We start from the raw sequence: 19,770 nt of genomic DNA, 5'->3' as shown, positions 1-19,770 counted from the left end.
TGCGCGAAATCACCGCCGTCCCCCACTCCCCCGATACGCCGCGATCGTCTGCTCCGCACTCGGATTCGACATCGCCAACCCGTTGACGTACACCACCGGCGCACCGCGTTTGAAGACGGCGATGGCGCGGTCGATGTCGCGCATCTGCGCGTCGGTCGGGTTCTCGATATCGAAGGCGATACCGCTTTCCCGCCTCACCGGAATGCCCGCAATGCCGAGATCACGGATCAGCGCCTCGGTGCGTTGCGCCTGATCGGAGGGGCAGTTGGGCGGCGCCAGAACGAAGACGGTATTGCGCTGCATGCCGCTGGGCATGTGCACGGGCACGAAGGCCGTGGCGTCGAACGCGGCCGCGCGGGCGGCCTCGCGCTTCTGCCACAGCTGGTGGGCACCAAAGGCAGCGCAAAGGAGCATCAGGATCAGCAGAGGGCGCATAGCGGGGCGTTCTCTCGGTCGGTCAGGGGGTACGGATGCGCGTGCAGGCTCGGGCGCTCAAACGCACCACTGCGATTCGCACGGCACGCCGTCGTTGTCGCCGTCCATCTTGGTGTCCGGGCAGTTGCGGATGAAGAACGTGGCTTCCTCGCACGAGCGCATCTGCGCGCAGTGCTGGCGGCCGTCGCAGCTGAAGGTCGGGGCCGGCGCGGGCAGCACGCGTTCCCGCGTCGCTGGTGGGCGTGCCGACGTGGCGGCCATCGCGACGTCGGCGGTGGGCTCGGGCGTATTGAAGTGGCGGTAGCCGCCCCAGACGGCGAGGCCGAGGATCAATAACGCGATCAGCTGTTTCATGGCGCGGCCTCGGCAGTGAGGAAGTGATGGATGTGATCTGCGCCGGCCGCCATCGCGCTCACCGCGTGCCGCGGCAGGCGGGGTAGGCCGTGCAGCCCCAGAAGAGGCTGGCGGTGCGGCGGTTGGTGCGTTCGACCATCGCGGTGCCGCAGCGCGGGCAGTCGGGCGGGGCGGTGGTCAACGGCGCGGCTGCGGCGAATGCAGGCGCGATGCGATGCATCGAGGCGGGCGGCTGCGCTGGCACTGCGGGGCGCGCACCGGCCTGCACGCTGTGCACCAGGGCCAGCAGCATGGCGCCGTCGATCAGGGTGATGGGCTTGCCGGCCGCGAACCGCGCGGCGTCGCGGGTGAAGCCGCCGACGGTGGCGATGCGCACCTCGTCCGCGTTGTAGTGGGCGAGCAGGCCGTACATCTCGCGCACCACGTTCACCGGCACCTGGCGGCGCCGCCATTGCTTGCACTGCACCAGGGTGCGCCGGCCGTCCTTGCGCAGGATCAGGTCGACGCCGCCGTCCGGCCCGCCCAGGCCGGTTTCGGCGACGGCGCAGCCCTGGCGGCGGAAGGCTTCGCCGACCAGCTGTTCGAACTCGCGCCAGCTGATCGCGGCCAGGCTCTCGAACCCGGTGCGGCTGTCGAGCAGACGGCGGCGCTTGCGCGCATTGACGAAGGCGACCAGCGCACACAGCGCGCAGGCGGCGAGGAACAGCCACGCGACCGGCGCCAGGCCTGCGCTGGCGGTCGCCAGGCCCTGTGCGAACGGGCCGTCCTGCCGCGCGAAGACCGCCGGCACGCCGTAGCGGATGCCGGCATAGCCGACGAGACCGACGACCAGTGCCACCGGCCACGGCAGTTGGCTCAAATCGTCGAAGAACCCACGACGTCCGCGTCCCATGCGAATCCCCCATTCCAAGCGGTCGACAATAGCGCGCGGTGCGGCGATCTGTGAAGCCGGTCACGGAGGTGGCTCGGGGCGGCGTCTGGCGCTCGATGGCATGGCCGGTCACCGGGGTGGACGTCCCCGCCGACGTGATGCACCCGGTGCTCCGGCCTGCCACCTCTCAATACAGCGAACGGCCATTGCCGCTTCGCGTTGCGCGCTGGCCGCGCTCCAGCCCCCGGGGCACCACCGCTACACGGCAGCCAGCGCATGGAGGCCGGTGTCTCGAGCGCCGGACAGCGCTTCAATAAAGCCCGCGCGGCGAGCATCTGTTCGATGCCGAGTGCCTCATGGACAGCCGGGTGCATCGCGGAGCGGGCTGGTCACCGCAGAACGGAATGCTTCGAGCATTAATTAAACGGAATGCTCCGCAGGCGAGCCTGACGAAGCCGCCCGCCCACTCGACGGCTGCAGTGCCCGCACTCCAACACGCAATGCCAAGGACGCAGTGCGCATGTCGCGCGTATCGATGGCGCGCGGTGTCATCGAACACGCCGGATCCGCCGATGTCCTGCACTTCATCCAGCGGTCTCCATGAAACCGGTTACTTAATCTCCAAGCGCGCTGATGAAGTCGTTTAATTTTTCAATGAAACGCATTCTCGTCTTCTATCGGAGACTAAAAAAACCATTCCAATTCAATGGCCTGGAAGAAACCGGATGTTAAGAATTCGAAGGCTACGGCGCGGCGGCTTACCGTTCGTCTGACGCGCTTCGTGACCGTCCTCAGGTTTTTTCCGGAACGCCGATATCCGGTCTGCCCGGGCATGTGCCCGTTCACTGACCTAAGCGAACACGCGATGAAAACCATTCTCACTGCATGGAACAACCGCAGCCTGGCGTTCAAGTTGACGCTGCTGTGCTGCCTGCCCACCCTCGGCCTCATCGGGGCGTCGGGGCTGTACCTGTCGAAGCTGCGCGACGCCGTGACCATCAGCCGTACCGAGCTGGACAGCATGTCCGCGCTGCACGCGATGGTCGATCTGATCGGCGCGCAGACGCAGCGCCAGGGCGCCGCCGATCCGTTCGCGTTCGATGCCGCCACCGACGTCGATGGGCTGTATGCGAAGGCGCTCGCGGAGACCGCCGCACAGCCGCACCTCGCCGACAGCCACGCGCAGATCCAGGCGCTGGCGCAGGCGTGGCCGTCGCTGCGCGAGCGGCCGTCCGGCGATCCGGCGTTCGGCGAGCACACGCACGCGGCGCTGATCGCGCTGAGCACCTTGCGCGACGAAAGCGGCCTGTCCTACACCCCGTACTCGGACAGCTATCACCTGCTGATCGGCAGCAGCGTCCATCTGCCCCAGGCGCTGGCCGACCTGGCGACGCTGCGTGCCGACATCCAGCAGCGCGGCGACGCGGGCGAGGACGGCCGGCGCCAGGCGCTGCGCGATACGTTCCGGCACGAGGCGCTGGCCTACGTGCGCGAGATGGACAAGGCGCTGGCGCTGGCCGCGGACGTGCCGGCCGCGGTGCGCGACACGCACGCCGAGATCAGGACGGCCGCGATGCACGAGGCGACCTACGCCGATGCGGATGCGTTGCGGGGGCTCGAAGGGCGAATGGGGGCCAGCGCCACGGCCGCCCAGCAGATGCTGGCCGCACAGTCCGCGCAGCACCTCGAGGCCGCGCGTTCGGAAATGCTGCTCGACGCCGGGGTGGTGGCGCTGGTGCTCGCGCTGATCGTGGCGGGCTGCTGGTACACCGTGCAGACCACGGTGCGCGGGGTGCGCCATGCGGCGCGGGTGGCCGCGGGCGTGGCCCAGGGCGATCTGGACACGGTGATCGCCGCGCACGGCCGCGACGAGGTGGGGCAGTTGCTCGACAGCATGGACACCATGCAGGCCACCATTCGCCGCGTGGTCGAATCCCAGCACGAGATGGCCGCGCGCCACGAGGCGGGCATGATCAGCTACCGCTGCGACGACAGCGCGTTTCCCGGCGGCTTCGGCCAGATGGTGCGCGGGACCAACGCGCTGGTGGCCTCGCACATCCACGTCAAGATGCGCTTGCTGGACGTGATGCAGCACTACGCCATCGGTGACCTGTCGGTCGACATGGACGCGATGTCCGGCGAGCGCGCGGTGCTCACCGAGGCGATGCACGAGGCCAAGCGCAACCTGCAGGCCATCAACGTGGACATCCAGCGCCTGGCCGACGCCGCGGCCTCGGGTGATTTCTCGCAGCGCGGCGACACCGCCCGCTACCAGTTCGATTTCCGCAGCATGGTCGGCAGCCTCAACCGGCTGATGGACACCACCGAAGGCAATCTGCAGGCGCTGTCGGAGGTGTTGCAGGGCGTGGCCCGCGGCGATCTCAGCCAGTCGATGGAGGGCGAGTTCCACGGCGTGTTCGCCGACATGCGCGACGACGCCAACACCACGATCCGCCAGCTGGCCGACATCGTCGCGCGCATCCAGGAAGCCTCGGGCGCGATCAACACCGCGGCCAGCGAAATCGCCGCCGGCAATTCCGACCTCGCGGTGCGCACCGAACGCCAGGCCGCCAACCTGGAGGAAACCGCAGCGTCGATGGAGGAACTCACCTCCACCGTGCGCCAGAACGCGGAGTCCGCGCGGCAGGCCAATGCGCATGCCGGCAATGCGTCGGGTGTCGCTGTCGACGGCGGACGGATCGTCGAGCGCGCGGTGGACACGATGCACCAGATCGAACAGTCCTCGCGGCGCATCGCCGACATCATCTCGGTCATCGACGGCATCGCGTTCCAGACCAACATCCTCGCGCTCAACGCCGCGGTGGAAGCCGCCCGCGCCGGCGAGCAGGGCCGCGGCTTCGCGGTCGTGGCCTCGGAAGTGCGCGCGCTGGCGCAGCGTTCGTCGACCGCGGCCAAGGAGATCAAGTCCCTGATCGAGGATTCGGTGGCGAAGATCACCGACGGCTCGGCGCTGGTGGGCGAGGCCGGTACGTCGATGGTCAACGTGGTGTCGGCCGTGCAGCGGGTGACCGAGATCATGGCCGAGATCGCCGCCGCCTCGCAGGAGCAGGCCACGGGCATCGACCAGATCAACCGCTCGGTGGTGCAGATCGACGAAGGCATGCAGCAGAACGCGGCGCTGGTCGAGGAGTCCTCCGCCGCGGCGCGGGCGATGGAAGAGCAGGCCCAGGATCTGCTGCGCTGCGTGTCGGTGTTCCAGCTCGCGCCGTCGGCGCCGATGGACGAGGAGGTGCGGGTCCGGCCGCATCTCGAATTGCTGCGCGCCTGAGCAGTGCAGGCGCTCCCGGCACCCGTGAACCAGGTGCCGGGGCTCAGGGACGACCACGCCGGCGACGTCGAGCGCTCCCGTCGAGCGTCACACCGCAGCGTGTGGATCAGGGATGCGGACTGCGGGCGACGCCGCGCGTCCTCTGCCTCAGCGTGCCGGCACGCCGGGGGCGGACGATGCGGCGTCGCCATCTTCGCGGAACGCACGCACGTGCTCGATCAGCGCACGCAGCTTCGCCGGCGGGTGATGACGGCTGGGGAAGTAGAGAAAGAAGCCGGGAAACGGCGGCAGGAAGTCCTGCAGCAGCGGCACCAGATCGCCGCGGTCGATCCACGGCCGGAAGGTCTCCTCGATACCGAAGGTGATGCCGCCGCCGGCCAGCGCGGTGCGGATCATCAGCAGCATGTCGTTGGTGGTGATCTGCGGGTCCACCTGCACGTCGAAGGGCTGGCCGTTCTCGACGAATTCCCAGCGGTGCGGGGCCGTCGTCGGGGTCATGCGCCAGCCGATGCAGCGGTGGTCCACCAGCTCGCGCGGGTGCGCGGGCGTGCCGTGCCGGGCGATGTACGCGGGCGCGGCCACGGCCACTTCGCGCTGTGGGCCGGTGACGGGCACGGCCACCATGTCCTGTTCGATCACCTCGCCCAGGCGCACGCCGGCATCGAAACCGGCGGCGACGATGTCGAATGCCTCGTCGCTGACGGTGACGTCCAGCGTGATGCCGGGATAGGCGTGCACGAAGCCCGCGAGCAGCGGGCCGGACACGAAGCGCTCGGCGATCGAGGTCGCGGTGACCCGCAGCAGGCCACGCGGCGGGCCGTCGTCGTGGGCGTCTTCGAGTGCCGTGCCCAGCGTGGTCAGCGGCTGCGCGACCTGGCGGTACAGGCGTTCGCCGGCTTCGGTCAGGCGCACGCTGCGGGTGGAGCGCTGCACCAGGGCCACGCCGAGGCTGTCCTCGAGCCGGCGGATGCCCTGGCTGACGGCCGACCGGGTGACGCCGAGACGGTCGCCGGCCTCGCGGAAGTTGTGGCCTTCGGCCACGGCCCGGAACACGCGCAGCAGGTTGAGGTCGAGTTCCATGGCGCGGACCGGCGTTGATTGGTGAGCCAGTCTAACCAGCGCGTCCAGCGCTGACGGGATTCTCTGGACGATACACGCCGCCTAGCCTGTCTCCAGCCCCCACGCACCCGGAGACACCGCATGACGCAGCGCACCCCCGTCCGCGCCGCCGCGCTGGCCTCGGCCCTGGTCGCCAGCGCCCTGGCGCACGCCGAACCCGGCCCGGCCACCGCCCCGCATCCCTACGTGGGCCTGTGGGTCACCGACGACGGCCACATCCGCCACGCGCTGCTGCCGGACGGCCGCTACGACGAGGCGCGCGGCCGTCGCCAGAGCGCGTATCAGGGCCGCTACACGGTGACCGGCGACCACATCGACTACGTCGACGACACCGGATTCACCGCCGACGGCACCTTCGTCGACGGCGTGCTCTACCACGCCGGCATGGTGCTGCGCCGCGTGCCGGCCGACGCGGGCGGCGGCCTTCCCCCGCGCGACGCCGACTGAGCGCCGCGTCCCTTCCCCCCGACAGGAGAACACCATGCACAACATCCACGACAAGGTCGTATTGATCACCGGCGCCAGCAGCGGCATCGGCGAGGCCACCGCCCGCGTGCTCGCCGCGCACGGTGCGCGCGTGGTGCTGGGCGCGCGCCGCATCGAACGCCTGCAGCAGCTGGCCGCGGCGATCACCGCCGACGGCGGCACCGCCATCGCGCGCACGCTCGACGTCACCGATCGCGCCGACGTGCAGGCCTTCGCCGATCACGCACTGGCGCAGTTCGGCCGCATCGACGTCATCGTCAACAACGCCGGCGTCATGCCGCTGGCGCCGATGGCCGCGCTGAAGGTCGACGAGTGGGACCGCATGATCGACGTCAACATCAAGGGCGTGCTGTACGGCATCGCCGCGGTGCTGCCGACGATGCAGGCCCAGGGCAGCGGCCACGTCATCAGCGTGTCCTCGATCGGCGGCCTGTACGTGATGCCGAGCGCTGCGGTGTACTGCGCCACCAAGCACGCGGTGCGCGCGATCTCCGACGGCCTGCGCCAGGAGAACGACCGCATCCGGGTGACCTGCGTGTATCCGGGCGTAGTCGAATCGGAACTCGCCGACACCATCAGCGATGCCGCCACGGCCGAGGCCATCCGCGGGTTCCGTCAGGTGGCGTTGAAGCCCGAGGCCATCGCCCACGCGATCGCGCATGCGCTGGGCCAACCGGCAGACGTCGACACCACCGACATCGTGGTGCGGCCGGTGGCGCATGCGGCCTGAGCGCGGCAGGCGTGTCTGTCGCGCGCGCTGCGCGCCTTCGGCGGCGCGCAAGGCACCCCATTTTGCGCCGCGCATGCGGCGATGACCTCAAGGACCCTTCGATGCATGCATTGACTTCCTCACGCCTGCTGGCGGGCCTGTTGCTCGGCGTCGGCATGCTGATGCCGCCTGCGTTGTCCGCGGCCAACCCCACTCCGGACGATCCGGCCACCCAGGTGCGCGCCGCCTTCGATGCCTGGCGCGTCGGCACGGGCAACGTATTCGACCTGCTGGCCGACGACGTGGTGTGGACCGTCGCCGGCGACAGCCCGGTGTCGGGCGTCTACCGCTCGCGCGAGGCCTTCCTGCGCGACGCAGTGGCGCCGATCACCGCACGGCTGGCCACGCCGATCGTGCCCGAGCTGCAGCAACTCATCGCCCGGGATGACCACGTCGTCGCGATCTGGGAAGGGCGCGCCACCGCGCTGGACGGGCGCGTCTACCGCAACCACTACGCCTGGCACATGCGCTTCGAGCACGGCCGCATCGTCGAGGTGGTGGCGTTCCTCGACACCTGGGCGCTGGTGCGGTTGATGGAGTGAGGCGACAGAAAGACGGTTCCAGGCAGTGTCTTCGACGTCGACCACCGAGCCTCACTGGATGACCCGCGCGACGCGCCATTGAAACGCTCCTCACGCCTGACCAGACATGTTCGTCACGAGCCGTGGGCATGACGACCTGTGCCGAGCGCCTAGAACAGCGCGCCCTGCGTGGGCACCTCGGCCATTGCTGTTGTTGCAGCTGCGACAGGAACGGCCGCATCCGACAGGGGATCGATCGCACCGAGCCGCCAGCCCAGCCCGGACCAGCGGCCGGCATGGCGATCGAGCGCCTCGCGCAGGATCGGCGCGCCGGCCACGACATGCAGCGCGCTGCGCGCGCGGGTCATGCCGGTGTAGACGAGTTCGCGCGACAGCACGCGATTGAAGCGCTCGGGCAGCACGAGCCACACGGTGTCGAACTCTGAACCCTGCGCCTTGTGCACGGTCATCGCGAATGCGCTGTCGTGAGCGGGCAACGCGGCGGGATGGAAGGGGCGCGGCTGCTGCGGGTCGTCACCGGGGAACCAGGCCACGAGCGCGCCGTCGGCGTCGCGTCCCGCGGGACTCGCTTCGCTTCGTAGGCAGATGCCGATGTCGCCGTTGAACAGCCGGTGGCGATAGCTGTTCTCGGTGATCAGCAACAGCCGGCCGTGGAAGTAACCGGGGCCGGCGCCGCGTCGCGTGCTGCCGCCGGGCCCGCTTCCGGACAGCAGCGCCTCGATGCGCGCGTTGAGCCCGCGCGCGCCCTGCGGCCCTTCGCGCACCGCGGTGAGGATGCGCAGGCGGCCGGCGCGCGCCAGCGCTTCCGCCGGATCGGTGGTGTCGGCGAGTGCGGTCCAGTGCGCGAGCAACTGCTCGCGATGCGCGGCCAGCGGATCGGGCTGGCCTTCGTGGAAGTGCACGCCGGCGAGATCGCCCGCGCGCAGCAGCGACAGTGCGGTATCAGCATCGCCTTCACGCACCGCGGTGGCGAGCGGGGCGAGATCGAGGGCGGCGCTCTGGCGGTAGCCGCGTTGGAGGTGGATGCGGCGGCCGGGGAATATCGACGTGTCAGGGCTTTCTCTACCGTCATTCCCGCGCAGGCGGGAATCCAGGGACGTTGCGTTCGCTTCGTCCAAGGGCTTCGGATGATCCGTGGCGGGCGTTACTGAAACACGCGTTGCGTCGTGCGCGGAGAGAACATCTGGAGGCCGCTGCAGAGTCCCTGGATGACCAGCGATGTGCGCTGTTGAAGAGCGAGTCCCGCCTGCGCGGGAATGACGAGCCGAAGAATGTGAAGCCGAAGTCGCTGGGCCCCGGCCTGCGCCGGGGCGACGATCAGAAGCGACGCCCAGTGCCTGCAATGCGTCGGCGTCACCCGCAGCGAAGTCCGTGCCATCCCCAGCCGCACCCAGGATGCCGCTGAGCACGTCACCGGCTTCGACCGACGGCAGCTGGTCGGGATCGCCGAGCAGCACGAGGCGCGCGCCGTCGGCGACGGCGTCGACCAGCTTGGCCATCAGCGGCAGATCGATCATCGAGGCTTCGTCGACGACGACGACATCGAACGGCAGCGGGTTGTCGGCGTGGTGGCGGAAGCGCGGGCTGTCGGGAATCGTGCCCAGAAGCCGGTGCAGCGTGGTGCCGGCGGTGGGCAGCACCTCGAGCAGTGCGGCATCGACATCGGCGGCAGCCAGCGCCTGCACGGCCTTGCGCACGCTCTCGGCCATACGCTCGGCCGCGCGGCCGGTGGGTGCGGCGAGGGCGATGCGCGGTTCGGGGCGCCCGGCGTGCAGCGCCTGCGCGGCGAGCAGTGCCAGCAGGCGGGTGATCGTCGTGGTCTTGCCGGTACCCGGGCCGCCGGTCACGAGCACCAGATTGTGGCGGAGCGCGATCGCGGCGGCGCGGGCCTGCAGATCGTCGCGGGTGCGCGCATCGGGAAACAGCTGCGCGAACAGCGGCGCCAGCGCCTCCATGTCGCCACCTTCGGGCGCGTGCGCGCCGATGCGGCGCAGGCCGAGCGCGAGGTGGCGTTCGTACTCGCGATAGCGGCGCAGGTAGAGCAGGCCGTGTTCGAACACCAGCGGGCTGTCGGCGATGGATTCGGCGTCGACGTCGTCGGGTTGCGAAATCCACGGCGAGGCTTCGAGTGCTGCGCGCCAGACGTCGGGCGACGGCCAGTCGATGTCGGCGTCGACGATGCGCTGCGGCGCGGCGGGGTCGAACCCGGCGTGACCATTGGCGACGGCGAGCGATGCGAGCGCAGCCGCGGCGAGCACGGTGTCGGGCGTCGCGGGATCGAGGCGACGCAGCGACTGCGCGAGTGCGTTGTCGAGCGTGCGGAGTGCGCCGGCGTCGCGGAGTTGCTGGAGGAGCGTCATGCCGCGCGCTCCACATCGCGACCGGCGAACAGAGCATCCAGCGCATCCACCAGCTCCGGTGGAAACCGCCACGCCTGCACGCCCGGCGCATCGTCGCGCGTCGCGTCCAGACCGCGGCAGAACAGATACCGCACGCCGCCGAAGTCACGCGCGTAGTCGTAACCGTCGCCAAGACGGAAGCGCAGCCAGCGGTGCAGCGCGACGGTGTAGATCAGCGCCTGCAGGTCGTACTCGCTGTGTGCCATCGCGGCCTCGAGGTGCGCGGGGCCGTAGCCGGGCAGGCGGTTGGTCTTGTAGTCGAGTACGTACCAACGGCCGTCGTGCACATAGGTCAGATCGATCAGGCCGGTCATCAGGCCTTCGAGCTGGCGACGCGTGCCGAAGCCGCTGCGCGCGGACAGCACGCCGTGGCGGTGCAGCAGGGCGAGCAGGGCGTCGATGCGCGTGGGTGCGAGGGCGAACTGGAACTCGATTTCCGGGCGGCGCGCATCCGCCGGCACGTCGGCAAGACGCACGCCTTCGGGCAGGGTGACGGTCAGCGTCTGGCCGACGAGCGGGGTCAGTACCTCGATGCCGTCTTCGAGATCGGCGTCGGCGTATCCAGCCGCGCGCAGGCGCTCGACGATCACATCCGCATCGGCCTCCGGTGCAGGTGTACCCGGCGACCACGTGGACCACTGCGCGAAGTCGCTGCGTTCCAGCACGTCATGTAGCACCACACCGAACCGCGCGCCGGCGAAGCGCGGGTCGTACGCATCGGTCTCGACCGCCGAGTCAGGTGCTGCGTCGGGATCGACAGCCGGTTCGTCTAGGCCACCGGGCGCGGCCTGCGTGGATGCGCTCGACGCGTCATGGCCGGACTCGGCGTTCGCCAGCTGGGTGAAGCTGTAGACCCACCAGTCGCTCAGCAGCGAGCGCGTGGCGATGCGCGCGGGCGGTACGGCGTCTTCGGATTCGGGCGGCAGCCACGGCAGCGACGCGGGCGGCGTCTGCGTGTCGATGCGGATGGCAGCGCCCAGCGCATCGGCCAGCGCGTCCGGCGCGGCGATCATGTGCGCGATCGCGGCCTTGTCGTGGCCGTAGAACTTGCCACCCGCGAGCCACAGCGCGTGCCTCGCGCGGGTCAGGCCGACGTAAAGCAGGCGGGCGTCTTCGGCGCGCTGGCCGTCCTGCCAGCGCTGCTTCGCCTCGTTCCAGCCCGAGCGCGACGGCAGCAGCTTCCAGTGCAGGGCACGCCCGTCGTCGTCGGCCACGGTGACGTGGCGGCCGGCGTCGCGCGGCTTGCCGCCGATGCCGGCGAAGGGCAGGAACACCAGCGGATATTCGAGACCCTTGCTCTTGTGCAGCGTGACCACCTGCACCCGGCGCGCATCGGATTCGAGGCGCAGCAGCTGGCTGTCGTCGTCACTGCTGGCGGACGCGATCGCGCGCGACAGCCAGTCGACTAGACCGTGCAGGCCCAGCGCATGCGCCTGCGCTTCCTGCAACAGTTCGGCGAGTTGCAGATAGTTCGTCAGGCGACGCTCGCCATCGAGCAGGCCGAGCAGGCGGCCCGCGTGCTCCGCGCAGAGATCGGTGATCAGCGCGAGCGGGCCGCCGCGTTGCAGACGGTCGCGCCAGCCGAGTGCGGCGAGCTGCCAGGTGCGCAGCGCGTCGCCGTCCTCGTCGAGTGCGGCGACGTGTGTCGCGTCCTCGCCGATCAGCACCGTCGACAGTGCCATGCGCAGGCGGCCGTCGTCGGCGCCGTGCAGCAGCGCGAGCAGCAACGCGTGCACGTCGCGCGCCTCGGCCGTCGCGAACAGGCTCTGCTTGCCGGCCGCGACCGCGGGAATGCCGACCGTTGCGAGTGCACCGCGGATGCGCGTGGCCTCACTGTGCGAGCGCACCAGCACTGCGATGTCCCCGGGCTGCACCGAGCGGCCTTCGATCAACGCGGTGCCCGCGCGTGCCTCGCTGAGCACGCGATGGATCTCGGCGACGCAGGCCTGGGTGGCGAGTTCGCGCGAGCGGCCGGCGCTCCAGGGTTTGACCTTGCCCTTGTGGTCCGGCGGCGGATCGGGCGCCTGCCACAGCGTGAGCGCCGGTGCAGGCCCGCCGCCGCGCAGATAGTCGTCGTCGCGCCGCACGCCGCCGGGTGCGACTTCGCGAAACGCGATGCGGTCGTCGACGAATGGCGGATGGCCTGAGCCTTCCGCCTGCGCGTACAGCGCCGCGACCGCGCGCAGCACGCCGGGACGCGAACGGAAGTTCAGCGCGAGCGGTGGCGCGAGTTCGGCCGAAGCCTGCGCGGCGAGATAGGTTTCGACATCGCCGCCGCGGAAGCCATAGATCGCCTGCTTGGGATCGCCGATGACGAACAGCGCCGGCGCGCCACTGGCGGCGCCGAACACGCGTTCGAAGATGCGCCACTGGCGCGGATCGGTGTCCTGGAATTCGTCGACCAGCGCGACCCGGTACTGCGCCCGCAACTGCGCGACCAGCGCATCGGCCTGCGGGCCGTCGACCGCATCGGCAACACGGTCGATCAGATCGTCGTAGGTCTGCACGCGCTGTTGCTGCTTGAAGCGATCGACACGGGCGCGCGCGTCATCGCGCAGGCGATGCAGCAGTTCGACGCGGCGCGCGTCCTGCCATTCGGCGATCTCGTCGAGCGCGTCGAGATACGCGGGAATCGCATCGCAGATCGGCGAGTCCGGCGTCGGTGCCTTCGCGGTCTTGTTGGTCTTCTCGATCAGGCGCTCGCGACGCAGCTGTGGCAGCTTGGCGTGATGGAACGGTGCGTCGTGATCGCCGGTCGCGCACCAGGTGCGCAGATCGACGAACAGCGCGGTGATCCAGTCGGTTTTGTAGCTGGCACCGTGCAGGATCTTGCTGTCGACGGCCTCGATCAGCGACGCGCGGAAATCGTCGCCGTGCGCCTGGAACGCATGCGCAAGCGCGGCGCCGGCAGCGCGCAGACGCGGCGCCGGATCGTCGGGCAGTTCGGCCAGGGCAGGCCGCAGCACGCGTTCGCGCACCAGCGGCGACAGATCGCCGGCGAGCGCGAGCGGGCCACCGGACCACAGGCTCAGCAGGTCGTCGGCGGCATCCGGCTCGACGCCATGCGAGCGCCACAGATCGGCGGCGATCGCCTCGCGCAGCGCGGTATCGCTGGCCATCAGCTCGGGCGCATCGAAACCCTGCCCGGCTTCCAGTGCGTGTTCGCGCAGCACGCGTGCGCAGAAGCCGTGGATGGTGAAGATCGCGGCGAGATCGATCTCGTCCGCCGCCGTGCGCAGACGGCGCCGCAGGGCATCGGCGCTTTCCTCGCCACGGGCGAGATGCTGGGCGAGCACGGTGTGGGTGAGCGCGGCTTCCGGCGAGGCGTCGTCGCCGATGTCGGCCTCGACCAGTGCCTCGGCCATCTTCAGGCGCTTGTGGATGCGGCTGCGCAGTTCCTGCGTCGCGGCCTCGGTAAAAGTGACGGCAAGAATCTCGCCGACGCGCAGGCCGCCTTCGACGACGAGCCGCACGACCAGCGTCGCCAGCGTGAAGGTCTTGCCGGTGCCGGCCGAGGCCTCGATGGCGCGCACGCCGTCGAGCGGCAGCAGCAGGTAGGGATCGGTGCTGCTCAATCCGATTCCTCCACATCGAGGTCTGCGGCGATCGCGCGCAGCGCGTCGAGATCGGTGCCGCCGTACACCATGCCGGAGACGACCGCGTTGAACACCGTCAGCGCCTGATCGACGAATGCGACCTGCGTGGCGGCGTCGGTGAAGGGATCGCGCCCGCGCAGCGCGAGACGCAGCGCTTCGGTATTGCCTTCGCCCCAGCTACGGTCGCTGCCGTACCACTTCTTCGCCGCGTTCTGGAGACCCCGTTCGAGCGTCGGCGCGTTGAACAGTTCCCAGCCGCTGTAGGGCGCGAACGGCAATGGCGCGCGCAGGCCCTGGGCGCGCAGCGCGATCAGCTGCGCGAGCAGCGCGCGGGCCTCGTGCGGTGCGAGCGTGGCGCGCGTGTGCGGGCCGTGGCCCGCGTCGCCACCATCGTGGAATTGCACCAGCGGCGTCTCGAGTCCGGCCGCGCTGGCGAGCAGCCAGTCGAGGCCATCGCGGATCGCGGAATTGCCGTTCGGTGCATCGAAGCGGATGCGCGCGATGCCATGCGGATACACATCGCCGAGTCGCCCGTGCAGACGGACGCCGTCAATATCGGCTTCGACCCGCGGTGATTCGGCAACCGCATCGCCACGCCAGGCACGGAAGGCCTCGGCATAGCCGTCGACGTCGCGTCGCACCGCATCGAGCGTACGGCGCCCCAGCGGTCCGGACGGCAATAGCCCGCGCGCGCGCAGCAGGGCCTGCGTGGTCGCATCGTCGTCGCCGCGCAGACGCGCGTCGAACACCGCGCGCTGCAGCTGTTGTTTGGCAAGGCCGCGGCCGGGCGCGAGCAGCGGTTCGACATCGCCTTCGAGCGTGTCCACTTCGGCCAGTCGCATGCCCAGCCGCTGGCGCAGGAAGGTCTCGGCCGGCGCCTGCAAAAACCGGCGCAGCGCATCGAGCGACAGCGAGGCGTCTTCGTCTTCGATCGGCGGCAGCACGGTGCCGTCGAACCATGCCGGCAAGGCGATGCGCCGCTGCACCGGCTGCGATGCGGCCTGCCACCACTGCTGCCGGTACGAGAAGCGGCGCGGTTCGTCGCCGGCGCCGAACGCGGCGGGTGCAAACGGCTGCAGCGGGTGATGCACGACGAGGTCGTCCGCCGCGTGCGCGTCCGGTGCGTGCTGCGCATCGGCGGCGGCCAGCAGTTCGGTCACCAGCACCGAAGGCTCGCGCACGCTGCCGTCGCGCGGGTCCGCGCCCTGGTAGCTGACGTAGAACACGTCCTGCGCGGCGGCGAACAGCTGCAGGAACAGGAAGCGGTCGTCGTCGCGCGTGCTGCGGTCGCCGACCTGGCGGCGATCGGTGCCGAGTTCGGCGGTCAGGCGATTGAGTCCGGCCGCGGAATCGCGACGCGGGAAGTCGCCGTCGTCCATGCCGAGCAGGCAGATCGCGCGGAACGGCAGCAGGCGCATCGGCACCATGCGGCCGACGCTGACGCCGCCGGTCAGCAGCGGCGCGCGCGTGTCGGCTTCACCGAGCACGGCGGCGAAATGCGCGCGAACCGCCTCCGACGGCACCGGCGCATCGAAGCCGGCGCGCGTGGCGTCGGCGGCGAAGGCGTCGATGAGGCTGCGCAGGCGATCGAGTGCGCGCTGGGTGGCAGGTGTCGATGGCGGCTTCGGCAGCAGCGCGTCGAGCAGCCGCAGCAGGCGATCGCGCCAGGCCTCGGGCGGCATCGCCTCGCCGAGCAGGTCGGCATGACGCGCGAGCACGCGCAGCAGGCGGACCAGCGTGTCGAGCGCATCGAGCGCGCTGCCTTCGAGTTCGGGCAAGGGAGCGATGAGCTGGCCTGATGCCGTCGCGATCGGTGCATCGCTGCCGCTGGCGTGGCCGAGCAGCAGGCGGTCGAGCGCGAACGCCCAGGTGTAGGCGTCATCGGCCGGCGCATCGAGGCGCGCGCGATGCGCAGCGTCGATGCCCCAGCGCGCACCGGCCGCGAACAGCCAAGTGTGCAGCCGCGCGAACGCACCGGCATCGAGCCCCGCGGATTCGGCCAGCGGCGGACTCGCCAGCAGGTCCAGCGTTTCCTCCAGTCCGAAACGTGCGACCGGCAGCGCCAGCAGCCGCAGGAAGACATCGGCCAGCGGTTCGCCGGCGAGCGGGCTGGCATCGGCCAACGCATACGGAATTGCCTGATTGAAACCGGAGTCCTCGCGCCCGCGCCCGCCGAACACCGCATCCAGATACGGGATGTAGGGATCGATGTCGGGCGCCAGCACCGCGACGTCGCGCGGCTGCAGCGGCGGATCGAAACGCGGATCCTCGAACAAGGCGCGCAGCTGGTCGTGCAGCACCTGCAGTTCGCGCAGGCGCGTGTGGCAGGCGTGGACCTGCAGGCTGGGATCGTCGCGTCGCAATGCCGGCAAACGCGTGCGCGGATCGTCGGCGGTCGGCGTCAGCGGTGGCGACGGCAGCCGCTGGAACAGATCCGACTGCAGGCGCCGCAGCAGGCTGCCGTGCAGCGCGCCGCCGCCCTCGCCTGGATCGGCATCGCTGCGCAGTTCGACATCGGGATGCACGACCTCGTAGCTGCCGAGCACGGCCATGAAATCGCGACCGGCGTGGCCCCAGGTCTGCAGCAATGGATTCTCGGTGCGCGCGGCTTCGGCGCCGCCAGCGCGTACGCGCTGCAGATCGCCCCAGTAATCGCGGCTGGGCGAGGGCACGTAGAAATGCAGGGTGCCGACGCGCGCCTGGGTCGCGAGCACGCGCAGCACGTCGGGCGAGACATTGAGCGTGGCGAACGCGAACAGCCGTGGCGGCAGGCCGACCGGCAGCGGCGCGTCGGCGCTTTCGAAGCGGTCGAGATACTGCTGGATGCGCCGCGCGCGATGCTGGCGGCCGCGCGCGATGCGCCGCCACAGGATCGCCTGCGGATCGTCGGCGTCCGCGCCCGCTTCCCAGCGCAACAGCCAGTCGCGGCGCCAAGCCTGGTATTTCTCGAACACCGAGGCGAGTTCGCCGGCCAGCGCCCACGGCCGCAGAGGATCCACGCTGTCGACATGCGCACGCAGCGCGGCGAGTGCGGGCTGGGCGATAAAGGCCGGATCGGTCAACGCGGCGTAGAGATGCCAGCGCAGCGCGGCGGCATCGGGCTCGTCCGTCGGTGGCCCGAGATTCGCCGACAGCGCCTTGCCGATGAATTCGCCCGGCGTCACGAATTCCAGATTGGCGGCGACGCCGTGTTCGGCGGCGAGCGTGGCCTGCAGCCAGCGCCGCATCGCGACCTGCGGAATCAGCACCACGTCCGGCGCCAGCAGCGACTGCCCCGGCGCCGGCGTGCGCAGCGCGTGCGCCATCAGGCCCGCCAGCACCTCCAGTGCATTGGAGTGGTAGAGGCGGAAGTCGGGCGTGGACGCGTCAGGCATCCGGCGATTGTGCCGCAGTGCGTCGCAGTGCCTGCGATCCGCGAGGTCCGCCGGCGCAGCCGGTGCGCAGCTGCGCCTGCAGCGAGGCCAGCTCGGCAGCGCGCTTCGATGCGTGGTTAGGTCGCGAGCCGCTGTGCGCCGAACGCCCTCGGGCGCGTGCCGTCACCGCCACCGCTCGCTCCCTTGCTCATGGCCACGATCGACTGCCGGAACGAGCGGTTCAGCGCGTCGACCCGGTTCCAGGCGCGGGGATTGCGCGTGTCCATATGCCGGCCGACGACCGGGCCCGAGCCGGTGTCTCGGATGCCGTCGAGCAGATCCGCCCTGCCCGGTCCGAGCATGACGTCAAGGGCGACTTGCGCGTGCAGGCGCAGATGGCCGGGGGCGGTCGGATGGCGCCGTGCGGCCCGGGACGCAGGCCGTCATTCTGTTGGGCCCTCGCCGGGCAGCGCAGCGGCCGCCCCCGGAAAGCGCAGCCGCGCCACGGTGCCGTGCGCCGGGTCGGAGTCGATATCGAGCTGCCAGCCCAGGTGTTCGCTGAGCCGGGCGATCAGCGCCAGGCCGATGCCGGCACTGCGCTCGCCGCCGCGTGCGAGGCGCGCGTAGAGCGCGCTGATCTCCTCGGGCGTCATGCCGTGTCCGGGATCTCGGATCACCATGCGTCCGCCGGGTTCGAGACTGATGTGGATCGTGCCGCGGTCGCTGTGCTCGATCGCGTTGCGCACCAGGTTGCCGATCGCGATGCGCACCACGGCCTCGGGCGCGACCAGGGTGGTCGGCGCCAGCGCATCGACGACGAGCTGCAGATCCTTGCCGGCCGCGAGCGGTCGATGGTCGTCGACGATGCGCGGCAGCAAGGCGTCGAGGTGCAGGCGTTCCGCGCCGGGGAGCGCGCGCGTCGGATCCTTGGCCAGCACCAGCAGCACCGAGATCAGGTGCTCGACCTCCTGCGTGGTGCGCGCGATGCGCGCGAGCTGCGTCGCCATCGCGTCGGGCGTGCGCGGCCCGGACAGCGCGATCTGGCTGGCGCTGCGGATCACCGACAGTGGCGTGCGCAGCTCATGGCTGGCGGTGTCGATGAACGCACGTTCGCGATCGACGAACTGCTCGTTGCGGGCGAGGTAGTCGTCGAGCGCGCTGGCGATCACCGCCAGTTCCGTGCTCGCCCGCGGCGGCAGCTCGATGCGCTGGCCGTGGCGGTCGGGCGACAGCGCGCCGATGCGCGCGGCCAGATCGCGCAGGGGACGCGTCAGCAGTCGCGCGCCGAAGTAGGTGGCCACGCCGAGCAGCAGCAGCATCAGCAGCGAGGACGCGAGCACCGGTCGCATCAGCACCCATTCCTGATCCTCGAAGCCGTCGATGTCGAGCGCCAGCGCCTGCCGCCCGTCGTCGGTGTCGCGGACCAGCACCGCCCATTCGTTGTCGCCGTAGAAGATGCTGTCGTGCAGGCCGGGGGTCAGCGGCCGCAACACGTCGGGCACCTCGACACGGGGATCGTCGAGCGGGTGCAGGTCGAAGCGGCCGTTGTTGCGCCAGGCGTAGCCGGGATCCTGCCGCCGCCGCTCGAGGATCTCGCGCAGCTGGGTGTCGAGCAGCGCCTGCCAGACCATCCGTTCCGCGTTCTCGTTGACCAGCACGCCGTGGGTGAACAGCGCAGCGCTCAGCAGCAGCGCGTAGCCGACGACGGCGATGGTGATCTGGCGGGCGAGACTAGTGCGCCGCGCCATCGGCGTGCGGCTCCAGGGCGATGCGGTAGCCGACCCGCGGGATGGTGTGGATCAGCTTGACCGGCTGGTCGCCGTCGACGCTGCGGCGCAGTTCGTAGATGTGCGAGCGGAGCATGTCGCCGTCGGGCGGCTCGTCGCCCCACAGCGCGTATTCCAGCTGCTGGCGGCTGACCGCCGAGGGGCTGGCCTGCATCATCACCTGCAGCAGTTTCCGCGACGCGGGAAACAGGTGCAGCAGGCGGCCACCGCGGCGCACTTCCAGCGTGGCCAGGTCGAACGCCAGATCGCCGACTTCCAGATGCCGCGCGGCGCTGCGGCCGCGTGCGCGGGTCATCAGTGCGAGCAGGCGCACCTCGAGTTCGGCGAGGTCGAAGGGCTTGGTGAGGTAATCGTCGGCGCCGGCGCGGAACCCGGTGAGCTTGTCGGGCAACTGGTCGCGCGCGGTGAGCATCAGCACCGGGGTGTCGATGCCGTGCTCGCGCAGCGTCTTGAGCACCTGCGGGCCTTCCATCCGCGGCAGCATCCAGTCGAGCACGATCGCATCGAAGGTCTGGGTCACCGCCAGGTGCAGGCCGACCACGCCGTCGGGCGCCGCGTCGAGCTGCGCGCCGCGCGCTTCGAAATAGGCGAACAGGCTGGCGACCAGCGGCGCGTGGTCCTCGACGATGAGCAGGCGCATGGCGGTCCGTGCAGGGCGATCGCGCCCTATCATGCGCGCAGCCGCGCGCTGCCGCCAGACGAACCCACGCCGCCCGCGCGCGCTTAATGCGCCGCGAAGAAATCTCCGACCGCGTTCCGACACCGCGCCC

General features: G+C 70.5%; 14 protein-coding genes. 4 read left to right on the top strand and 10 right to left on the bottom strand.

Translation table 11 applies throughout. From position 1 onward, the window contains the following. Positions 1-9 precede the first annotated feature (9 nt). The 3 genes from ACF3M1_RS16355 to ACF3M1_RS16345 are packed head-to-tail and all read right to left on the bottom strand — an operon-like array spanning position 10 to position 1,681. Entirely contained in the window at positions 10-435 is a 426-nt protein-coding gene (locus tag ACF3M1_RS16355) for a hypothetical protein (RefSeq protein ID WP_394002440.1), read from the bottom strand. A 57-nt stretch (positions 436-492) separates the two neighbouring features. Further along, positions 493-789 carry an excalibur calcium-binding domain-containing protein gene (locus ACF3M1_RS16350; protein WP_394002438.1) on the bottom strand — a complete coding sequence of 99 codons (297 nt, stop codon included), beginning with the start codon at positions 787-789 and terminating at the stop codon, positions 493-495. A gap of 58 nt (positions 790-847) precedes the next feature. Then, the gene (locus ACF3M1_RS16345; protein WP_394002436.1) at positions 848-1,681 is read right to left on the bottom strand and encodes a restriction endonuclease; all 834 of its coding nucleotides are present in this window, start codon (positions 1,679-1,681) and stop codon (positions 848-850) included. An 844-nt stretch (positions 1,682-2,525) separates the two neighbouring features. On the opposite strand from ACF3M1_RS16345, the gene ACF3M1_RS16340 reads away from it, so the two are divergent. Next, the gene (locus ACF3M1_RS16340; RefSeq protein WP_394002434.1) at positions 2,526-4,949 is read left to right on the top strand and encodes a methyl-accepting chemotaxis protein; all 2,424 of its coding nucleotides are present in this window, start codon (positions 2,526-2,528) and stop codon (positions 4,947-4,949) included. A 147-nt stretch (positions 4,950-5,096) separates the two neighbouring features. Here ACF3M1_RS16340 and ACF3M1_RS16335 read toward each other — a convergent pair whose 3' ends face one another. After that, entirely contained in the window at positions 5,097-6,029 is a 933-nt protein-coding gene (locus ACF3M1_RS16335) for a LysR substrate-binding domain-containing protein (protein WP_394002432.1), read from the bottom strand. 120 nt (positions 6,030-6,149) lie between these two features. Between ACF3M1_RS16335 and ACF3M1_RS16330 the strand changes: the two genes are divergently transcribed. The 3 genes from ACF3M1_RS16330 to ACF3M1_RS16320 all read left to right on the top strand — a co-directional run bounded on the left by ACF3M1_RS16330 (position 6,150) and on the right by ACF3M1_RS16320 (position 7,865). After that, positions 6,150-6,515 (top strand): Atu4866 domain-containing protein, encoded by a 366-nt coding sequence (locus ACF3M1_RS16330; protein WP_394002430.1) that lies wholly within the window; start codon positions 6,150-6,152, stop codon positions 6,513-6,515. Between the two features lie 34 nt (positions 6,516-6,549). After that, positions 6,550-7,284, top strand: coding sequence for an SDR family oxidoreductase (locus ACF3M1_RS16325; RefSeq protein WP_394002428.1), 735 nt, complete (start codon positions 6,550-6,552; stop codon positions 7,282-7,284). A 101-nt stretch (positions 7,285-7,385) separates the two neighbouring features. Beyond that, entirely contained in the window at positions 7,386-7,865 is a 480-nt protein-coding gene (locus ACF3M1_RS16320) for a nuclear transport factor 2 family protein (protein WP_394002426.1), read from the top strand. Between the two features lie 149 nt (positions 7,866-8,014). On the opposite strand, the gene recD is transcribed toward ACF3M1_RS16320, so the two are convergent. From recD to ACF3M1_RS16290, 6 genes are all read right to left on the bottom strand, one after another. Then, positions 8,015-10,225, bottom strand: coding sequence for an exodeoxyribonuclease V subunit alpha (recD, locus tag ACF3M1_RS16315; protein ID WP_394002424.1), 2,211 nt, complete (start codon positions 10,223-10,225; stop codon positions 8,015-8,017). Further along, positions 10,222-13,839 carry a UvrD-helicase domain-containing protein gene (locus tag ACF3M1_RS16310; protein ID WP_394002422.1) on the bottom strand — a complete coding sequence of 1,206 codons (3,618 nt, stop codon included), beginning with the start codon at positions 13,837-13,839 and terminating at the stop codon, positions 10,222-10,224. The genes recD and ACF3M1_RS16310 overlap by 4 nt, the downstream gene beginning before the upstream one ends. Then, positions 13,836-17,234 carry an exodeoxyribonuclease V subunit gamma gene (recC, locus tag ACF3M1_RS16305; RefSeq protein ID WP_394002420.1) on the bottom strand — a complete coding sequence of 1,133 codons (3,399 nt, stop codon included), beginning with the start codon at positions 17,232-17,234 and terminating at the stop codon, positions 13,836-13,838. The genes ACF3M1_RS16310 and recC overlap by 4 nt, the downstream gene beginning before the upstream one ends. A 116-nt stretch (positions 17,235-17,350) precedes the next feature. Beyond that, positions 17,351-17,575 carry a hypothetical protein gene (locus tag ACF3M1_RS16300; RefSeq protein ID WP_394002418.1) on the bottom strand — a complete coding sequence of 75 codons (225 nt, stop codon included), beginning with the start codon at positions 17,573-17,575 and terminating at the stop codon, positions 17,351-17,353. Positions 17,576-17,656: 81 nt separating this feature from the next. Next, positions 17,657-18,961: a sensor histidine kinase gene (locus ACF3M1_RS16295; protein WP_394002416.1), complete on the bottom strand. Its 1,305-nt coding sequence runs from the start codon at positions 18,959-18,961 to the stop codon at positions 17,657-17,659. Continuing rightward, on the bottom strand, positions 18,945-19,640 hold the full coding sequence (locus ACF3M1_RS16290; RefSeq protein WP_394002414.1) for a response regulator transcription factor: 696 nt from the start codon (positions 19,638-19,640) through the stop codon (positions 18,945-18,947). The genes ACF3M1_RS16295 and ACF3M1_RS16290 overlap by 17 nt, the downstream gene beginning before the upstream one ends. Positions 19,641-19,770: the final 130 nt, after the last annotated feature.

Origin of the sequence: Luteimonas sp. WGS1318 (assembly GCF_043187535.1) — a bacterium.
In the GTDB taxonomy this organism is placed as follows: Bacteria; Pseudomonadota; Gammaproteobacteria; order Xanthomonadales; family Xanthomonadaceae; genus Luteimonas.
This window is presented reverse-complemented; position numbering and strand designations above follow the sequence as displayed.